The sequence below is a fragment of the Myxococcus sp. AM010 genome (genome assembly GCF_013372585.1).
Taxonomy (GTDB): domain Bacteria; phylum Myxococcota; class Myxococcia; order Myxococcales; family Myxococcaceae; genus Myxococcus; species Myxococcus vastator.
Window position 1 is genome coordinate 48,227 of the sequence record NZ_JABXEO010000016.1, and the last position, 17,368, is coordinate 65,594.

Annotated in this window: 10 protein-coding genes; 4 read left to right on the forward strand and 6 right to left on the reverse strand. The window is 71.2% G+C overall.

All coding sequences use genetic code 11. The features are described 5' to 3' along the window. Positions 1-88 precede the first annotated feature (88 nt). The 5 genes from HV826_RS11020 to HV826_RS11040 form a co-directional block, all read right to left on the reverse strand. Positions 89-3,289: an efflux RND transporter permease subunit gene (locus HV826_RS11020; RefSeq protein WP_176416962.1), complete on the reverse strand. Its 3,201-nt coding sequence runs from the start codon at positions 3,287-3,289 to the stop codon at positions 89-91. Further along, a complete protein-coding gene (locus HV826_RS11025) occupies positions 3,276-5,009 on the reverse strand; it encodes an efflux RND transporter periplasmic adaptor subunit (protein WP_176416963.1) in 1,734 nt (577 codons plus the stop codon). The genes HV826_RS11020 and HV826_RS11025 overlap by 14 nt, the downstream gene beginning before the upstream one ends. Then, a complete protein-coding gene (locus tag HV826_RS11030; protein ID WP_176416964.1) occupies positions 5,006-6,376 on the reverse strand; it encodes a TolC family protein in 1,371 nt (456 codons plus the stop codon). Before HV826_RS11030 ends, HV826_RS11025 begins: the two co-directional genes overlap by 4 nt. A gap of 127 nt (positions 6,377-6,503) precedes the next feature. Then, on the reverse strand, positions 6,504-6,911 hold the full coding sequence (locus HV826_RS11035) for a hypothetical protein (protein WP_176416965.1): 408 nt from the start codon (positions 6,909-6,911) through the stop codon (positions 6,504-6,506). 78 nt (positions 6,912-6,989) lie between these two features. Further along, the gene (locus tag HV826_RS11040; RefSeq protein WP_176416966.1) at positions 6,990-7,955 is read right to left on the reverse strand and encodes a PLP-dependent cysteine synthase family protein; all 966 of its coding nucleotides are present in this window, start codon (positions 7,953-7,955) and stop codon (positions 6,990-6,992) included. 175 nt (positions 7,956-8,130) lie between these two features. On the opposite strand from HV826_RS11040, the gene HV826_RS11045 reads away from it, so the two are divergent. The 3 genes from HV826_RS11045 to HV826_RS11055 all read left to right on the forward strand — a co-directional run bounded on the left by HV826_RS11045 (position 8,131) and on the right by HV826_RS11055 (position 11,400). Further along, on the forward strand, positions 8,131-9,591 hold the full coding sequence (locus tag HV826_RS11045; RefSeq protein WP_176416967.1) for an ATP-binding protein: 1,461 nt from the start codon (positions 8,131-8,133) through the stop codon (positions 9,589-9,591). A 66-nt stretch (positions 9,592-9,657) separates the two neighbouring features. Then, positions 9,658-10,257, forward strand: coding sequence for a DUF2378 family protein (locus HV826_RS11050; RefSeq protein WP_176416968.1), 600 nt, complete (start codon positions 9,658-9,660; stop codon positions 10,255-10,257). 87 nt (positions 10,258-10,344) lie between these two features. Beyond that, complete coding sequence (locus HV826_RS11055) at positions 10,345-11,400, forward strand: ABC transporter ATP-binding protein (RefSeq protein WP_176416969.1); 1,056 nt, start codon at positions 10,345-10,347, stop codon at positions 11,398-11,400. Positions 11,401-11,412: 12 nt separating this feature from the next. Here the strand turns inward: HV826_RS11055 and HV826_RS11060 are convergent, their stop codons facing one another. After that, positions 11,413-12,585: an FAD-dependent monooxygenase gene (locus tag HV826_RS11060; protein WP_176416970.1), complete on the reverse strand. Its 1,173-nt coding sequence runs from the start codon at positions 12,583-12,585 to the stop codon at positions 11,413-11,415. Positions 12,586-12,974: 389 nt separating this feature from the next. Here HV826_RS11060 and HV826_RS11065 point away from each other — a divergent pair, with 389 nt between their 5' ends. After that, on the forward strand, positions 12,975-17,315 hold the full coding sequence (locus tag HV826_RS11065) for a DEAD/DEAH box helicase (RefSeq protein WP_176416971.1): 4,341 nt from the start codon (positions 12,975-12,977) through the stop codon (positions 17,313-17,315). Positions 17,316-17,368 lie beyond the last annotated feature (53 nt).

Genomic DNA, 17,368 nt, shown 5'->3' on the forward strand with positions numbered 1-17,368 from the left:
TGCCCCGATTATCGGCGCCCAATCCCCGGGAGTTGCGTAACTCCCGGGGTGGAACCTGACTGGCTGGATTCAGCCAGATTGCAATTCTTCAGGCTGCTTGGGGGTCGGCGGGCAGGGGTGGCGCACCCGTGCCTTCCTCGGGCTTCTCTTGGGGCAGGTGGCGCCGCTTCCAGAGGGCGAAGAGGGCTGGATACACGGTCAGCTCGAGCAGAAAGGACGTCACGAGTCCGCCCACGAGCGGCGCGGCGATGCGCTTCATCACGTCCGCGCCCGTGCCGGTGCTCCACAGCACGGGGAGCAGGCCAATCATGTCCGTCATCACCGTCATCAGCTTGGGACGGATGCGCCGCGCCGCGCCATCGACGATGGTCTCCGTCAGGTCCGCCATGGAGCGCAGCCGGCCCGCCTGGTCCGCCTTTTTATGGGCCAGGGTGAGGTAGAGCAGCATCACCACGCCCGTCTCCGCGTCGAGCCCGGCCAGGGCGATGAGCCCCACCCACACGGCGATGCTCATGTTGTAGTCGAGCAGGTACAGCAGCCACACCGCGCCAATCAGGCTGAAGGGCACCGCCAGCAGGACGATGCCCGTCTCCACCACGGACTTCGTGCTGAAGTACAAGAGCAGGCACACCAGCAGCAGGGTGACGGGAATCACCACCTTGAGCTTCTCGGTGGCGCGCTCGAAGTACTTGAACTGGCCGCTCCACTCCACGCGCACGCCGGTGGGGGTCTTCACCTCGCGCGCCACCGCGGCCTTCGCGTCCTTCACGTAGTCCGCGATGGGCCGCCCCGTGTCCACGAAGACATAGGTGACGAGCTTGCCGCCCTCGCTGCGAATCATGGGCGGGCCCTGCACGAAGCGCACGTCCGCCACCTGGGCCAGCGGGACCTGCGCGCCGCCCGGCGTGGGGACCAGCACCTCCTTCAGCAGCTCGGGGCTGTCGCGGTACTCACGCGCGTAGCGCACGTTGATGGGGTAGCGCTCGCGGCCCTCCACCGTCTGGGAGACGTTCTCCCCGCCGATGGCGCCCAGCACCACCTCGTTGATGTCCTTCACGCCCAGGCCCAGGCGCGCGGCCGCTTCCCGCTTCACCTCGATGTCCACGTAGAAGCCGCCCGTGGCGCGGTCCGCGAACGCGCTGCGCGTGCCGGGCACCTGGGCCACCGCCTTCTCAATCGCCACCGCCGTCTGCTCCAGCGTGCCCAGGTCATCCCCGAACACCTGGATGCCCAGCGGACTGCGGATGCCGGTGGCCAGCATCTCCGTGCGCGTCTGGATGGGCATCCAGAAGATGTTGGGCATGCCGGGGTACTGGAGCGTCTCGTCCATCTCCGCCAGCAGGGCCTCCCAGGTGAGGCCCTTGCGCCACTCGGACTTCGGCTTGAGCACCACCGTCGTCTCGAACATGGACAACGGCGCCGGGTCCGTGGCTGTCTCCGCGCGGCCCGCCTTGCCGAAGACGCTGACCACCTCTGGAAGGCGCTTCAGCTGCGCGTCCATGGACTGGAGGATGCGCGTGGCCTCGGTGATGGACATGCCCGGCGGCGAGGTGGGCATGTAGAGGATGGCGCCCTCGTTGAGCGGCGGCATGAACTCATGGCCCAGCCGCATGAAGGCCGGCACCGTCAGCGCCATGGCCACCACGGACAGCGCCACCACGGCCTTCGCGTGCCGCACCACGAAGCGCACCACCGGCGTGTAGAGGGCCACCAGCCAGCGGTTGAGGGGATTCTCCTCCTCCCGGCGGATGCGCCCGCGGATGAGGAGCACCGCCAGCGCGGGCGTCAGCGTCACCGCCAGCACTGCGGCGAAGCCCATGGAGTACGTCTTCGTGTACGCCAGCGGCTTGAAGAGCCGACCCTCGGTGGCCTCCAGCGTGAAGACGGGGAGGAAGGCGACGGTGAGCACCAGCAGCGTGCCGAAGATGGAGGGGCCCACCTCCTGCATCGCGGAGATGATGACCTCACGCCGCTCGCCGGGGCGGCCTTCCGCCTCCCACGTCTCCAGCTTCTTGTGGATGTTCTCCACGATGATGATGGAGGCATCCACCATGGCGCCAATGGCGACGATGATGCCGCCCAGGCTCATGATGTTGGCGGTGAGCCCCTGGTAGTACATGGGGATGAAGGCGAGCAGCACCGCCACCGGCAGCGTGAGGAGGGTGACCAGCGCGCTGCGCGCATGCATCAGGAAGAGGAAGATGATGAGGCTGACCACCAGCATCTCCTCCACCAGCGCCCGGCTGAGCGTGGCGATGGACTCTTCGATGAGCCCCGAGCGGTCATAGGTGACGACCAGCTCCACGCCCTCCGGCAGGCCCGCGCGCACCTCTTCCAGGCGCTCCTTCACCGCCTCGATGACGGTGAGCGCGTTCTCCCCGTAGCGCATGACGACGATGCCGCCGGCCACCTCGCCCTTTCCGTCCAGCTCCGCCACGCCCCGGCGGATGTCCGGCCCCAGGCTCACCGTGGCCACGTTGCGCACCAGCACCGGCGTGCCGTCCTCGCTCACCTTCAGCGGGATGGTCTCGATGTCCTGCGTGGAGCGGATGTAGCCGCGCCCGCGGATGATGTGCTCGTGACCGGCGATCTCCATCACCCGGCCGCCCACGTCTTCGTTGGACTCGCGGACGGCGCGCGTCACCTCGCCCAGCGTCACGCCGTAGGCGCGCAGCTGGTTGGGGTCCACCTGCACCTGGTACTGCTTCACGATGCCGCCCACGCTGGCGACCTCCGCCACGCCCGGCACGCTGGACAGCGCGTAGCGCACGTTCCAGTCCTGGAGGCTGCGCAGGTCGGCCAGGGAGTGCTTGCCGCGCTCGTCCACGAGCGCGTACTCGAACACCCAGCCCACGCCGGTGGCATCCGGTCCCAGCGTGGGCGTCACGCCCGCGGGCAGGCGTCCGCGCGCCGTCTCCATGTATTCGAGCACGCGGCTGCGCGCCCAGTACATGTCCGTGCCGTCCTCGAAGATGACGTAGACGAAGGACATGCCGAACATGGACTGGCCACGCACGGCCTTCACCTTCGGCGCGGACAGCAGGGATGAGGAGATGGGGTAGGTGATCTGGTCCTCGACCAGGTCGGGGCCGCGCCCCATCCATTCCGTGAAGACGATGACCTGCGTGTCGGACAGGTCGGGGATGGCGTCCAGCCGGGTGCCGCGAACCGCGTGGACGGCCCACGCCGCCAGGGCGCCCACCAGAAGCAGGGTGAGGAACGGGTTGCGGGCGCACGCGCCGATGAGTCGGCCGATGAAGCCCTGTTCGCCGTGCTCAGTGGGCTGCATGGCTTCCTCCGAATGAGTCCGTGGCGGAGCGGATGCGGCTCTCCGCCGCGATGAGGAAGTTGCCGCTGGTGACGACGACGTCGCCGGGCGACAGGCCCTCCAGCACCTCGTAGGTGCCCTGTCCCTTGATGCCGAGCTTCACCTCCTGGGGCCGCAGCCGTCCCTCGCCCAGGTCCACGAACACCAGCCGGCGCGGGCCGGTGTAGATGACGGCCGAGTCGGGAATCTGGAGGCGCGCGCCGCCCTGCAGGACGAAGCGGACGTCCGCGTACATGTCCGGCTTCAGCTCCAGCTCCGGGTTGGGCAGCTCGATGCGGATGCGCCCCGTGCGCGTGGCGCCTCGCAGGGACGGGTACACGTAGCCGACGCGGCCCGCGTACTTCTTCCCAGGCAGGTAGGGCAGGGTGACCTCCACCGGCTGGCCCGGCTTCACGCGCGCCAGGTCCTGCTCGTACACGTCCGCCTCCACCCACACCTTCGCCAGCGGGGCGATGCGGAACAGGCGCTCGCCGGCCTTCACCGCCGCGCCCTCCACCACGTTCTTCTCCAGCACGTAGCCGCTGGCGGGCGCCAGGAAGGGCATGTTCTCCACCGGCTTGCCTCGCTGGGCCACGCGCTCGATTTGCGCCGCGGACAGGCCCCACAGCGCCAGCCGCTTGCGCGCCGCGCCCACGAGGGACGCGTTGGCCGCGCTCTGGCTCTGACGCGCCAGCAGGTACTCCTGCTGCGCGGCGTAGAGCTCCGGGCTGTAGAGCGTGAAGAGGACGTCGCCCTTCTTCACCGGCTCGCCCGTGGCGTTGACGCGCAGCTCGTGGATGTAGCCGTCCAGCTTGAGGGTGACGTCCACCAGCGCCTTCTCGTCGAAGGTGACGCGGCCCAGCGCGCGCAGGGACAGGTCCATGGGGGCCTCCGCCACCGGCGCCGTCTTCACGCCGATGCGCTGCCGCCGCAGGTCGTCCACCTGGATGATGCCGCTCTCCAAATCGGCGCGGCTGACGGGCGTCAGGTCCATGCCGCAGATGGGGCACGCGCCCGGCCCGTGCTGCTTCACGGACGGGTGCATGGGGCAGGTGTAGTGCGCGATGTCACCTTCGCCGTGCGCACCAGTGGGCGCGGACGCGCGCCACTCGCTGGTGGTGCCACACGCCAGCATGCGCCGGCCCATGTACGGGTTCTCCAGCTGGGGCTCGCGCTGGAGCCACTGGTTCACCCCGTCCACCATGGGGCATTCGAAGACGTGCCAGCCTTCCTGGAGCCGCGGGTCGGCGGACGCCAGGGCGATGAGCGCCTCACTCACGCGCGCGAAGTGCTGGCGCGCCGCCTCGGCGTCCTCCGCCGCGCCCAGATGAGAGGCGGCCTCCGCGCCCTGCTGGAACCAGGCTGTCAGTGGCGTGCCGTCACCCTGCGCGGCCTCGGCGGCCTGCTGGAGCGCTGTCTGTAGCTCCCCGGCCCTGGCCGCGAGCCCCTCCATGGCGTCTTGCGCGAGCAGGGCCCGTGCGGCTTCGTAGGACTCGAAGGCCGCGCGTGTGTACTCCAAGGCGGCGTCGGGCAGGGGCGTGCCCGCGCCACCGTGAGCCTCATGCGTGGCGGGCGCGGTGCCGGTGTGGGACGTGGCGCCGGAGAACCAGCCCACGAGGGGCCTCCAGGCCACGATGACGAGCGCTGCGAGCGCCAACATTCCCAGCCAGGGGGCGATGCGGCGGCGGTTCGGGGGGCTCATCGCGTCTCTCCGTTCCGGGGCAATCCCGGGGTGTGGCCCATGGCCCTGTCCAACTCCGCCCGGCGGCGCTGCACGTCCGCCAGGGCCATCTGTTCACGCAGCTCCACGCGGCGCAGGCCGCGCTCCGCCTCGATGAGGACCTGGAAGCTGTTCTTGCCGCTCTCGAAGCCCGCGCGGGCGGCGGCCACCTGGTCCTTCGCCGCGGGGACGAGCCGCTCCTGGAAGAGCGCCACCACGCGCCGCGTCTCCTCGGCACGCGAGCGCGCCTGCTCCACCTCGACGCGGATGTCGGAGATGAGCTGCTCCTCCTCCCGGCGCAGGCGCTTCAGGCCGGACTCGGCCTCCCGCACCGCGGCCTTCCGCTTGCCGAAGTCGAGCGGGATGTTGATGGTGACGCCCGCCATGAACTGGTGGGGTGTGTCCATCCACATGGAGTTGTACTCACCCATCACCATGACATCCGGGTAGTAGTCGCGCTTCGCGAGCCGGACGGCGGCCTCGCCTCCACCGAGCCGGGCCCGGAGGCCCTCCAGCTCCGGCCGCAGGCGCAGCGCTTCGTCTTGCAGCCGTTCGGCGGGCATGGACTCCGCGGCCTGCGCGGGCAGGGCCTCTGGCAGCGGCGGCAGCGGCGCCTGGGGCGCGCGGTGGAGCAGGCCGTTGAGCTGAGCGCGCAGCCGCTCGCGCTCGGCTTCGAACATCACCTGTTCGCGCAGCACCTCGCTCAGCTCCACCTCCGCCTGGAGCGGGTCCTGCTGCGAGGCGCGGCCGGTGACGTACTGGGCCTCCGCGCTCTTCTTGAGCTGCCCGAGCAGCCGCAGGTGCTCCTCGGTGACGGCGAGCGAGCGCTCCACGACGAACAAGTCATCGAAGAGCGTGGACGCCATGAGGGCCAGGCGCAGGCGCAGGGCCTCGCGGTCCTCGCGCATCGCCTGCGCTTGCGCCAGGGCCATCTCTCCCCGCAGGCCGCGCTTGCCGGGGAAGGGGAGCTGTTGGCTCAGCTCCACGGACTGCCCGAAGCGCGCGCTGCCGGTGATGCTCAGCGGCGCGACGCCGTAGGACAGCATCGGGTCTTCGAGCGCCGTCTCACGCGGGTAGCGTTCGAGGCTGGCGCGCCAGGCCTCACGCGCCGCCTCCAGCGAGGGGTTGCGCGCGAGCACCTGCCGCACCAGCTCCGCGCGCTCCAGCACGCTCACGCGCGTGAAGGGCGCTGGTGCCTGGGCCTCGGGTGCCTGCCGGGCAACGGCTTCGAGTTGGGATTGATACCGCTGCTCATTGGCTCCGGCCGCGCCGGGGCCCAGCCACACGGCGGCGCCGGTGGCGAGCACGGCCCGCGTGGCGGACCGCCTCCAGGTTCCATGGGACGACATGACTTCCTGCTCCAGATGACGGGATACGAGCCTGTCGCCGGGAGAAGGACGTCACCGGCGGCGGGCGGAATCCGGCCGGTGGACACACGTCCACCCGCCAGGCCTCAGCGCATGCGGGCCGGACGTCTCAAATGAGGTAGGAGCAGTGCCGCAGGTACAGCGGTGGCGCGGTGGCGCGGTGCACGCCCCGGATGCGCACCCACGAGGTGGGCAGGGACTCGGGCGCCGGTGGCACCACCGCGACGGCCTGGGGAAGCACCGCCAGCGGCGTCAGCGTCCACGAAGGTCCGGAGCTCGAGGTGACGGGCTCCGGCGACGGGAGCCGCACGGAGAGCTCGCCGCAGCAGTCGTGGTGGTCGGCGTGGACGCCCGCTTCAGGGGCGGCCGGCGCGGCCTTCCCCCGCTTCGCCTGGTGGCAGGCGCACGTCAGGTCCAGCTTCACCGCGCCCTGGCAGAGATGGAACAGTCCCTCGGCCGCCCCCGCGATGGGAGGCAGCCCCAGGACCACCAGCAATGTCAGGACTCGGAGGAGCATGACCGTGGGCTTGTCAGCCAGATAGCGCGGCGGGACGGAGCGTGCAACTCCGCGCGCGTCACGCCATTCCCTTTCAGCTCATGCCGCGCCGCGTGCTGGCGCGGGCTTGGGCTGGATGAGCTCGGTGGAGAAGTAGCGCTCCATGCGGTCAGGGAACACCGTCACCACCTGCGCGCCCGGACCCAGTCGCGTCGCGGCCTCCACCGCGGCCACGTAGTTGAGGCCGGACGACGGCCCCACCGGGAAGCCGCGGCGGATGAGCGCCCTGGCGGTGCTCATGGCCACATCGTCCGACACGTCGATTTCCACGCGGCCCGGCATGTCCGCCTCGCGGTACAGCCGGGACATGCCATCCACCACGCCCGGCACGCGGGGGCTGAAGCTGCAACATTCGATGTCGCAGCCCAGCCCGGCGATGGGGCGCGCCACGAAGGCCGTCACCGGACAGCCTGCCTCCGCGAAGGCCTGGTACAGGCCCACCACGGTGCCGCCCGTGCCCACGCCGCTGACCACGCCGTGCACCAGCCCGCCGGGGATTTGCGACAGAATCTCCTGGCCCGTCCACACCCGGTGGGCCTCGGCGTTGTCCGGGTTCTCGAACTGGCGGGGCGCGAAGGCCTTGCGCTCACGCGCCAGCTCGTCCGCCTTCACGATGGCGCCATGCACGCCGGCGTCGCGCGGCACCAGCACCACGTCACCGCCGTAGGCGCGGATGGTGAGGATGCGCTCCCCGGTGACGCCCTCCGGCATCACCGCGGTGAAGCGCAGGCCCATCTGGGCGCAGGCCAGCGCCAGGGCGATGCTCGTGGAGCCGCTGGACGCCTCGATGACCTCGCCGCCGGGGGCCAGCTCTCCCTGGCGCCAGGCCTTCTCCAACATGTAGCGCGCGATGCGGTCCTTGGTGGAGCCGCTGGGGTTGAGGAACTCCAGCTTGCACCAGATGGTGGGGCCCTCCTCGTGGAGACGCACGGGGACGAGCGGAGTGGGACCCACGGCCTGGAGGAAGCGGCCGTCCGCGGGAAGAGGGCGACAGGGAGGGCGCATGGGGCCTTCCCTATCGCGAAACGGCTCGTTCGGCACCGGCCATGAACTTTTTGCTGGGGTCCTGGACAATCAGTCGCTCGTCTGCCCGCACTGCCAGCGCCCCTGTGGGCGTCCGTAACATCTGGCGTTCAGGCGGAGGCGCGGCTACGAAAGAGCCTGGCTCGCACCCCCCCGTATGCCTCCCACTTCCGCGCTCATCCTCAACGTCAACGACGACGCGGCCAGCCGCTATGTCACCTCTCGCGTGCTGGGGCTCGCGGGCTTCCGCGTCGTGGACGCCGCTTCCGGGATGGAGGCGCTCGCGCTGGCGAACGAGGAGACGGACCTCGTCATCCTGGACGTGCGGCTGCCGGACATCAGCGGCCTGGAGGTGTGCCGGAAGCTGAAGGAGAAGCCTCGCACACAGGGCGTCCTGGTGCTCCACCTGTCCGCACAGGCCGTGGGGCCGGGGGACCGGGCGCAGGGCTTGGAGCGCGGCGCGGACGGCTATCTGGTGGCGCCGGTGGATCCGGAGGAGCTGGTGGCCCAGGTCCACGCGCTGCTCCGGCTGCGCCAGGCCGAGCGCGAGGTGAAGGTGCTGTCCCGCGAGGTGGCGCACCAGCGCCAGCTCCTGGAGTTGGCCATCTCCTGTGCGGCGGACCCCATCGCGCTCTATGACGAGACTGGGCGCGTCCTGTCGGCCAACCAGTCCCTGTACGCAGCGCGGGGCAGCCACGCCGTGCATGCACCGGGGAGGTCGCTGGATGAGATGCAGGCCGCGGACTCGGCGCTGACGCCGTACCTCGAACAGGTGCGGATGGCCTTGCGCACGGGGCAGGTGCAGCGGGGCACCATCGCCTTGGAGTCGGACCGGGGCCCGCGGCATTTCGACTATGTGCTGTCGCCCGCGCTGGGGGCCAGCGGCGAGGTGCTGGCGGTGATGTCCTCCCTACGGGACGTCACGGAGTCGCGCAGCGCGGAAGAGTTCCGCGAGCAGTTCATCGGCATGCTGGGGCATGACCTGCGCAACCCGCTCAACGCGTTGTCCATGTCCGCGCAGCAGCTGCGGCGCAAGGGCGCGTTGGACGAGCGCCAGGGCATGCTCACCGAGCGCATCCTCACCAGCGCCGAGCGCATGGACCGGATGATTCGCCAGCTGCTGGACTTCGCGCGCTCGCGGCTGGGCGGCGGCATTCCGGTGGTGCGCTCGTCATGCGACGTGTTCGAGGTGGTGCGCCGCACCGTGGACGAGCTGCGCGCCAGCCATCCCGGCCGGGTGGTGCGGCTCGAGTCCAAGGGTGATGGCCTGGGGAAGTGGGACTCCGACCGCCTGGAGCAGGCCGTGGGCAACCTGGTGGCCAACGCGCTGAAGTACAGCCCCGCGGAGAGCGCCGTGTGGGTGGGCGCCGAGGGCTCCGAGCGCGAAGTGGTGCTGCGCATCCACAACCGCGGCACGCCCATCCCCACCGAGGACCTGCCCCACGTCTTCGGTGCCTGGCGCCGGGGCCGGCGCACCGCCAGTGACGTGGGCGCGCCGGGGGGCCTGGGGCTGGGCCTCTACATCACCCGGCAGATTGTCCGAGCGCATGACGGGGACGCGCACGTGGCCTCCAGTGCGACGGAAGGCACGACCTTCCTCATCCGGTTGCCGCGATGATGACCAGCTGACGTTTGGCGCACCTCACGACTCCCGGTTCGGAGTTGCCGCTACCACCTTCCGTGCATGGCGTCAGAGAAGCTCATTTTCGCTCAGTCCGTGGAAGCCCTCTTCGTACGAGCGCTCGGGCCGTACCTCACCCGTGAAGGGCGGCAGCGCCTGAAGGCGGTGGGGCTCGACCTGTCGGAGCCGCTGCGCCCCCAGTACACCTTGGAGCAGTGGCGAGCCTTCCTGCGCGTGGCGGGGCAGGATGTCTTCCCGGCCCTGCCTCCGCACGAGGCCAGCTTCGCGTTGGGCGCGCGCTTCCTCCAGGGCTTCCGCCAGACGTCGGTGGGCCGGGCCAGCCTGTCGCTCGTCACCCAGTTGGGGCCGCGGCGCACGCTGGAGCGGGTGCCGTACAACATCCGCGCCGGCAACAACTTCAACGAGGTCCGCGTGGAGGAGTCCACGCAGGACAGCGCCACGCTGTGGATGAAGGACGTCACGGCGGACACGCCGGACTTCGCGGCGGGCTTCCTGGCGGAGACGCTGCGGTCGGCGGGCGCGGGGCAGGTGGACGTGAGGCCCATCGCCTTCGACGGCACGGCGGCCACCTTCCGCGTCACCTGGTCGAAGGCCGCCAGCCGGGCGCCCGTGGCTGGCGCCGGTCCCCGCAGCGTCCACTGAGGCGGGTGCGCTGGCGCTGGCCCCCTTCCGTGAGCTGTCGCACGATGCCGACCGGACGCGCTCCCTGTCCGGAAGGAAAGTCTCAGCATGGCCCGGTTGCTCGTCGAGGACGTCCACGTCCGGCTCGGCACGAATGACATCCTGAAGGGCATCACCGCCGACTTCCGGGATGGCGAGGTGGTGGCGCTGCTGGGCCGCTCCGGCAGTGGCAAGTCCACGCTGCTGCGCTCCGTCGCTGGCCTGGAGACGCCGGTGCGCGGGCGCATCCACATCGGCGAGCGCACGGTGTTCGACGCGGCGGCGAAGGTGAACCTGCCGCCAGAGCGGCGGGACCTGGGGCTGGTGTTCCAGTCCTACGCGCTGTGGCCGCACATGACGGTGTTCGACAACGTGGCCTACGGCCTGCGGCTGCGCAGGCAGTCCCGCGAGCAGGTGGACCGGGCCGTACGCGAGGTGCTCCAGGGCGTGGGCCTGGAGGGCCATGGCGACCGCTTCCCCAGCCAGCTCTCCGGCGGGCAGCAGCAGCGCGTGGCGCTGGCGCGGGCGCTCGTCTACGGGCCGCCGCTGGTGCTCCTGGACGAGCCGCTGTCCAACCTGGACGCGAAGCTGCGGGAGGAGGCGCGCGTGTGGATTCGCGCGCTCATCAAGCGGCTGGGGCTCACCGCGCTCTTCGTCACCCATGACCAGGTGGAGGCCATGGCCATCGCCGACCGCATCATGCTCCTGGACGGTGGGCGGGTGGTGCAGGACGGGACGCCCGAGCAGCTCTACACGGAGCCCCGGAGCCTCTTCGCCGCCGACTTCATGGGCGTGAACAACACGCTGTCAGGCCGCGTGGTGGAGCGGCGCGGCGGCGAGGCGCGGCTTCAGGTGGGCGGCCGGTCGCTGTGGGGGCAGCAGCGAGGAGCCGGCCCTGGTGACGACGCGGCCACGGGCGTCATCCGCGTGGAGGCGCTCCAGTTGGCCTCCGGGCCCGGCGAGAACCGGCTCCCCGCCGCGCTGGCGAGCTCCCTCTACGTGGGCGGGCGCTGGGAGCACCAGTTCCAGTTCGAAGGGCAGGCGCTGCGCGCCAGCACGCGCGAGTCACTGGCGCCCGGTGCGTACACGCTCGCGTTCCCGAAAGAGCGCCTCTGGATTTTCTGAGCGCGCGGTGCCTCATGGCGCGAGCCCGGTGAACGCCGGGGCGGGGCGCTGCCCCGCGACGGGCGTCATGGCGGGGAAGGCTTCGTGCCGGTTCTTCCAGAAGGGCGCGCCGGGCCACCGCTGCTCCTCGCGGTAGGTGTGGCTTCGCCGCCGCAGATGCTCCTCGAAGCGCAGATGGAGCGTTTCCTCGTAGGCGCGGAGCGCATCCTCGTCGCCGCGCAGGGCGCGCTCCAGGGACTGGGCGGCGAGGAGCGCGGAGTCCAGCGCGCTGGCGATGCCCTGGGCGGACAAGGGGTCATGGGTGCAGGCCGCGTCGCCTACCGCGAGCCAGCGCTCACCGTGCATCCGGTCGAGCTCGCCGACGAGCACGGGCGCGGCGACGAGGGGCTCTCCGGCGAAGTCGCAGACGGCCAGTCTGGCCTGGGTGACGGGGGCCTGTTCGAGCAAGGCCACCCACGGTTCCGGTGTCGCCCACCGCAGTCCGTGCAAGGAGTCTCCATCACCCATCAGGGTGACGGCGACACAGTCCGCGGGCAGCCGCGCGGAGTGCCACCAGCCTTCCGGACACGCTTCCACCAGGGCATCGGTGGGAAACGGCTCTCCTGGCCGGAGCTGGAACGCGCCATGAACGGTGAAGCAGCGGTCGCGAATGCGGCGCCGCGCGCCCTGGGACATGGCGAAGGTGGCCTTCCATCCGGTCGCGTCCACGACGAAGCGCGCTCGCAGCGTGAGCGCGCCTGTCTTGCGTTGGGAGAGGTGCAGCCGATAGCCCTCCTTCGCGATGGACTCGACGTCCAGCAGGGTCGTCAGGCGAAGGACGCGGACGCCTTGCCGGGCCGCCTCCAGGCTGAGCCGTTCGTCGAAGCGGGCCCGGTCCAGGTGCCAGGCGGAGCCCCAGGGCGACATCCGCGTGTCCTGGACGCTGGGCTCCGCGCGGCTCCAGCACGAGGACGTCCCTCTCGAGGCCAGGTGCCCATCCCGCAGGAAGCTGCTCCAGACACCGAGCCGGGACAGGGGGATGCGGATGTCGGGTGACAAGGTCTCTCCCGAGCGGTGTGTCTCGTAGCCGGTGCGCTCGAGCAGCACGACGGACAGGAAGGGCGCCAGGTCTCGCAAGGCCACGGCCATGGCCGCGCCCGCTGGACCGCCTCCGATGATGGCGACGTCGCAGGAAGATTCGCTCATGGCGCGTCCATTCGCGCGGCGACGCGCGTCCCGTCGCGACAGGGGTCAGGGCGCCTGGTTTCGATGGGGGCCCGGAGAATCTCGTGGGTTGGGCTCATGTTTTCGCTCCTCATGTTCCGAGGTGCGATGTGCAAGGCACATTCCTCCTGGCGCCGCTGCGCGGCGGCCCCGCCCGCGTGGGCCTCGCGCCCCGGAGGGCCGCTGGTGGCCTGGTGGATGACGCGTCACGCAGCGCCCGTGACGCGTCAGCGTCATGCCCGCACGCAAGGGCAGCGCCCCGACGGGCGTCCGCCGGGTGCATGGCACACCCGCAGTGGGGGCCTACTCACGAAGTCTGGTCGCGTTGACGTCGGGCTGTACCTGTGTTCAGGCTGGCCCTGGAGGTAGCCATGGCCCCGCAAATCAGCCTCGACTTCGCCACGGAGTGCGCGGCGCACCCGGCGCTGGCGTCCTTCCATCCGGTGGTTCGCCGCTGGTTCGCCGAGCAGCTGGGCGAGCCCAGCCGTCCCCAGGTGGAGGGCTGGCCGCTCATCCAGGCAGGCCAGGACGTGCTCATCGCCGCGCCCACGGGCAGCGGCAAGACGCTGACGGCGTTCCTCGCCGCGCTGGATTCGCTGTTCCGGCTGGCGCTGGAGGGCACGCTGCCGGACTGCACGCAGGTGCTCTACGTGTCGCCGCTCAAGGCGCTGGGCAACGACGTGCAGAAGAACCTGCTCCAGCCGCTGGAGGAGCTGCTCGCCCGGGCCCGCGCGGAGGGCTTCCAGCCCCAGGAGCTGCGCGTCCAGGTGCGCAGCGGAGACACGCCGGCGTCCGAGCGCGCGCAGATGGTGCGCCGTCCGCCGCACATCCTCATCACCACGCCAGAGTCCTTCTATCTCTACCTCACGGCGGAGAAGGCCCGCGCCACGCTGCGCGCGGTGCGCACCGTCATCGTGGACGAAATCCACGCCCTGGCGCGCGACAAGCGGGGCAGCCACTTCGCCCTGTCGCTGGAGCGGCTCAAGGCGCTCACGGATGTGCGGCCCCAGCTCATCGGCCTGTCGGCGACGCAGAAGCCGCTGGACGCCATCGCCGGGTTCCTCACCGGCGCCGCCCACCGGGACTGCAAGCGGGTGGAGGTGGGCCACCTGCGCCCGTGGGATTTGACGCTGGAGATTCCGGACGCGGAGCTGTCGTCGCTGGCCAGCCACGAGATGTGGGGGCAGGTCTATGACAGGCTGGTGGCGCTGACGGGGGAGCACCGCACGACGCTCGTCTTCGTCAACACGCGGAAGATGGCGGAGCGCGTGGCGCACGACCTGGGTGAGCGCCTGGGCGAGGGCACCGTGGCGGCGCACCACGGCAGCATGTCGCGCGAAATCCGGCTGGCCGCGGAGGAGAAGCTGAAGTCCGGGCAGCTGCGGGCCATGGTGGCCACCGCGTCGCTGGAGCTGGGCATCGACGTGGGCAACGTGGACCTGGTGGTGCAGCTGGGCAGCACGCGCGCCATCTCCGTGCTGCTCCAGCGCGTGGGCCGCGCGGGCCACCACAAGGCGGCCATCTCCAAGGGCATCCTCTTCGCGATGACGCGCGACGAGCTGATGGAGTGCACCGCGCTCCTCAACGCCGTGCGCGAAGGTGATTTGGACGCGGTGCGGATTCCGGAGAAGCCGCTGGACGTGCTGGCGCAGCAGATTGTCGCCGCGTGTGCCTGTGAGGAGTGGGACGAACGCGCGCTCTTCAGCCTCTTCCAGCGCGCGTATCCGTACCGGAACCTCACCTGGGAGGAGTACCAGGGCGTGCTGGAGTTGCTGTCCGAAGGCGTGGCGGCGCGCCGGGGCCGCGCGGGCATCCACCTCCACAGAGACAGGGTGAACCAGCGCCTCAAGGGTCGGCGCGGCGTGCGCATCACCGCGCTCACCAATGGCGGCGCCATCCCGGACACCTTCACCTTCAACGTCACCGCGGAGCCGGAGGGCAAGGTGGTGGGCACGCTGGACGAGGACTTCGCGGTGGAGTCGTCGCCCGGGGACATCTTCCTCCTGGGCAGCACCGCGTGGCGCATCCAGCGCGTGTCGGGCAGCACGGTGCAGGTGGAGGACGCGCGCGGCGCGCCGCCCAACGTGCCCTTCTGGCGCGGCGAGGCGCCGGGCCGCACGGACGAGCTGTCGCTCCAGGTGGGCCGCCTGCGCGAGGCGCTCACGTCCCGCGAGGACGCGCCGGCGTTCCTCCAGAAGGAGCTGCGCATGCCGCCGCCCGCGGTGGACGCGCTGATGGGCTACCTGCGTACGGGGCAGAAGATGCTCGACGCGGTGCCCAGCCACACCACGGTGGTGGCCGAGCGCTTCTTCGACGAGGCGGGCGGCATGCAGCTCATCATCCACGCGCCCTTCGGCAGCCGCATCAACCGCGCGTGGGGCCTGGCGCTGCGCAAGCGCTTCTGCCGCTCGTTCGACTTCGAGCTCCAGGCGGCGGCGACGGAGGACGGCATCCTCCTGTCGCTGGGCGAGCAGCACTCCTTCCCGCTGGCGGAGATTTTCGACTTCCTCCACCCGGACCATGTGGAGGAGGTGCTGGTGCAGGCGGTGCTCCAGGCGCCGATTTTCGGCACCCGCTTCCGGTGGGTGGCCACGCGGTCGCTCGCGCTGCACCGGATGATGGGGGGCAAGCGCGTGGCGCCCAACCTCCAGCGCGCCCGCAGTGAGGACCTGCTGGCGTCGGTGTTCCCGGAGCAGGTGGGCTGCCAGGACAACCACGGCGGCGGCGACCTGGAGCTGCCGGACCATCCGCTGGTGAAGCAGACCATGGATGACTGCCTGCGCGAGGCCATGGACGTGGACGGCCTGCGCGAGGTGCTGCGCGGCATGCGGGATGGCCGCATCCGCCTGCTGGCGCGCGACGTGCCGGAGCCCAGCCTCTTCGCGCACGCGATGATTCACAGCCAGCCCTACACCTTCCTGGATGACGCGCCCGCCGAGGAGCGCCGCGTGCGCAACGTGGCCCTGCGCCGCGCCATGCCCGCCGAGGACGTGACGGCCTTCGGCGCGCTGGACGCGACGGCGATTGCCACGGTGGTGGCGGACGCCGCCCCGCCCATGCGCGACGAGGACGAGCTGCACGACGCGCTGTTGCAGTTGATTCTGCTGCCCGCCGAGGAGGTGCCGCGCGGCATGGCGACGCCTCTGTTCGAGCAGGGCCGGGTGGCGTGGATGGACCTGCCCGCGGGCCGCTTCCTGGTGTCGGCGGAGCGGGGCAGCGCGCTGCGGGTGCTCTTCCCGGACGCGCCCATGCAGCCGCCGCTGCCGGTGCTGGCGCATGACCGGCCCGTGGAGCGGGACGCCGCCGTGCTCCAGGTGGTGCGCGGACGCATGGAGATGCTGGGGCCCACGACGGTGGCGGAGCTGGCCCGGCTCGTCGTGCTGGACGAGGACTCCGTCAACGCGGCCATGCATCAGTTGGAGGCCCAGGGCAACGTGCTGCGCGGCCGCTTCCGCCCGCTGGAAGTCCCGCTGACGGATGGGGCCAGCGCGCCGCTGGAGTGGTGCGACCGGCGCCTGCTCCAGCGCATCCACCGGCTGACGGTGGGACGGCTGCGCAAGGAAATCGAGCCGCTGAGCGCGCAGGACTTCATGCGCTTCCTCTTCCGCTGGCACCACCTGGAGGAGCTGGACGCGCTGCGCGGCTCCACGGGGCTGCTCAAGGCGGTGCGGCTGCTGCAGGGCTATGAGGCGCCAGCGTCCGCGTGGGAGCGCTTCTTGCTGCCCGCGCGCATGCGCGGCTACACGCCGGACCTGCTGGAGCGGGCCTGCTACGCGGGTGAGGTGGCCTGGGGGCGGCTGACGACGAAGGAAGCGAAGCCCACGCCAGGGCCACGCCGGGGCGCGCCGGTAATGCCGCCGGAGCCCGCGCCCCCGCGCTCGCGGGCGTCGCCCACGCGCAACGCGTCGTTGACCTTCACCTTGCGCGAGGACCTGGAGTGGATGCTCACCGCCGCGCGGCCTCACGCGGTGCTGGCGGATGGGGACGTGTGGACGCCGCCGGACTTGAGCGCGCCCGCCAGGGACGTGGTCGCGGTGCTGGAGCGGCGCGGGGCCTGCTTCTTCCAGGACCTGGTGTCGCGCGCGCGCAGGCTGCCCGCCGAAATCGAGGACGCGCTGTGGGAGCTGGTGGCGCGCGGGCTGGTGACGGCGGACGCGGTGCAGAACCTGCGCGTGCTCCAGAGTCCGGCGCACCGCAAGCGGCAGAAGCTGCTCCAGCGCGGTGGCCCGGGCCGCTGGAGCCTGCTGGCGCCCGCGGAGCCGAAGTCGCAGGACGAGGTGCTGGACTCGCTGGCGCGCCTCTTCCTCCAGCGCTACGGCATCGTCTGGCGCGACCTGGTGATGCGCGAGGCGCTGGCGCCCACGTGGCGCGAGCTGCTCTTCGTGTACCGCCGCATGGAGGCGCGCGGCGAGGTGCGCGGCGGCCGCTTCGTGTCGGGCTTCGTGGGCGAGCAGTTCGCGCTGCCGGAGGCGGTGGACATGGCGCGCTCGGTGCGCCGTCAGCCACCGTCCGGTGTGCGGGTGCAGTTGTCCGGGGTGGACCCGCTCAACCTCACGGGCGTGGTGACGCCCGGGCCGCGAGTGCCGGCGATGCCGGGCAACGTGGTGACGTACGTGGACGGCGTGCCGCGAGATGTCGGCGCACTGGACGATGCGGCCGACGGCAACGTTGGCGAGGACACGGAAGACAGCAGCGAGGCCATGGCGAGCTGAGCGGCGCGGCCCCGTCGGGCAGTGGATGTTAGGCTGTCGCCTCTTTCGTGTTC

What these genes read in the sequence shown, in the direction of transcription:
- HV826_RS11020 (WP_176416962.1), bottom strand. Translation starts at nt 3,289, where the DNA reads ATGCAGCCCACTGAGCACGGCGAACAGGGCTTCATCGGCCGACTCATC.
- HV826_RS11025 (WP_176416963.1), bottom strand. Translation starts at nt 5,009, where the DNA reads ATGAGCCCCCCGAACCGCCGCCGCATCGCCCCCTGGCTGGGAATGTTG.
- HV826_RS11030 (WP_176416964.1), bottom strand. Translation starts at nt 6,376, where the DNA reads ATGTCGTCCCATGGAACCTGGAGGCGGTCCGCCACGCGGGCCGTGCTC.
- HV826_RS11035 (WP_176416965.1), bottom strand. Translation starts at nt 6,911, where the DNA reads ATGCTCCTCCGAGTCCTGACATTGCTGGTGGTCCTGGGGCTGCCTCCC.
- HV826_RS11040 (WP_176416966.1), bottom strand. Translation starts at nt 7,955, where the DNA reads ATGCGCCCTCCCTGTCGCCCTCTTCCCGCGGACGGCCGCTTCCTCCAG.
- HV826_RS11045 (WP_176416967.1), top strand. Translation starts at nt 8,131, where the DNA reads ATGCCTCCCACTTCCGCGCTCATCCTCAACGTCAACGACGACGCGGCC.
- HV826_RS11050 (WP_176416968.1), top strand. Translation starts at nt 9,658, where the DNA reads ATGGCGTCAGAGAAGCTCATTTTCGCTCAGTCCGTGGAAGCCCTCTTC.
- HV826_RS11055 (WP_176416969.1), top strand. Translation starts at nt 10,345, where the DNA reads ATGGCCCGGTTGCTCGTCGAGGACGTCCACGTCCGGCTCGGCACGAAT.
- HV826_RS11060 (WP_176416970.1), bottom strand. Translation starts at nt 12,585, where the DNA reads ATGAGCGAATCTTCCTGCGACGTCGCCATCATCGGAGGCGGTCCAGCG.
- HV826_RS11065 (WP_176416971.1), top strand. Translation starts at nt 12,975, where the DNA reads ATGGCCCCGCAAATCAGCCTCGACTTCGCCACGGAGTGCGCGGCGCAC.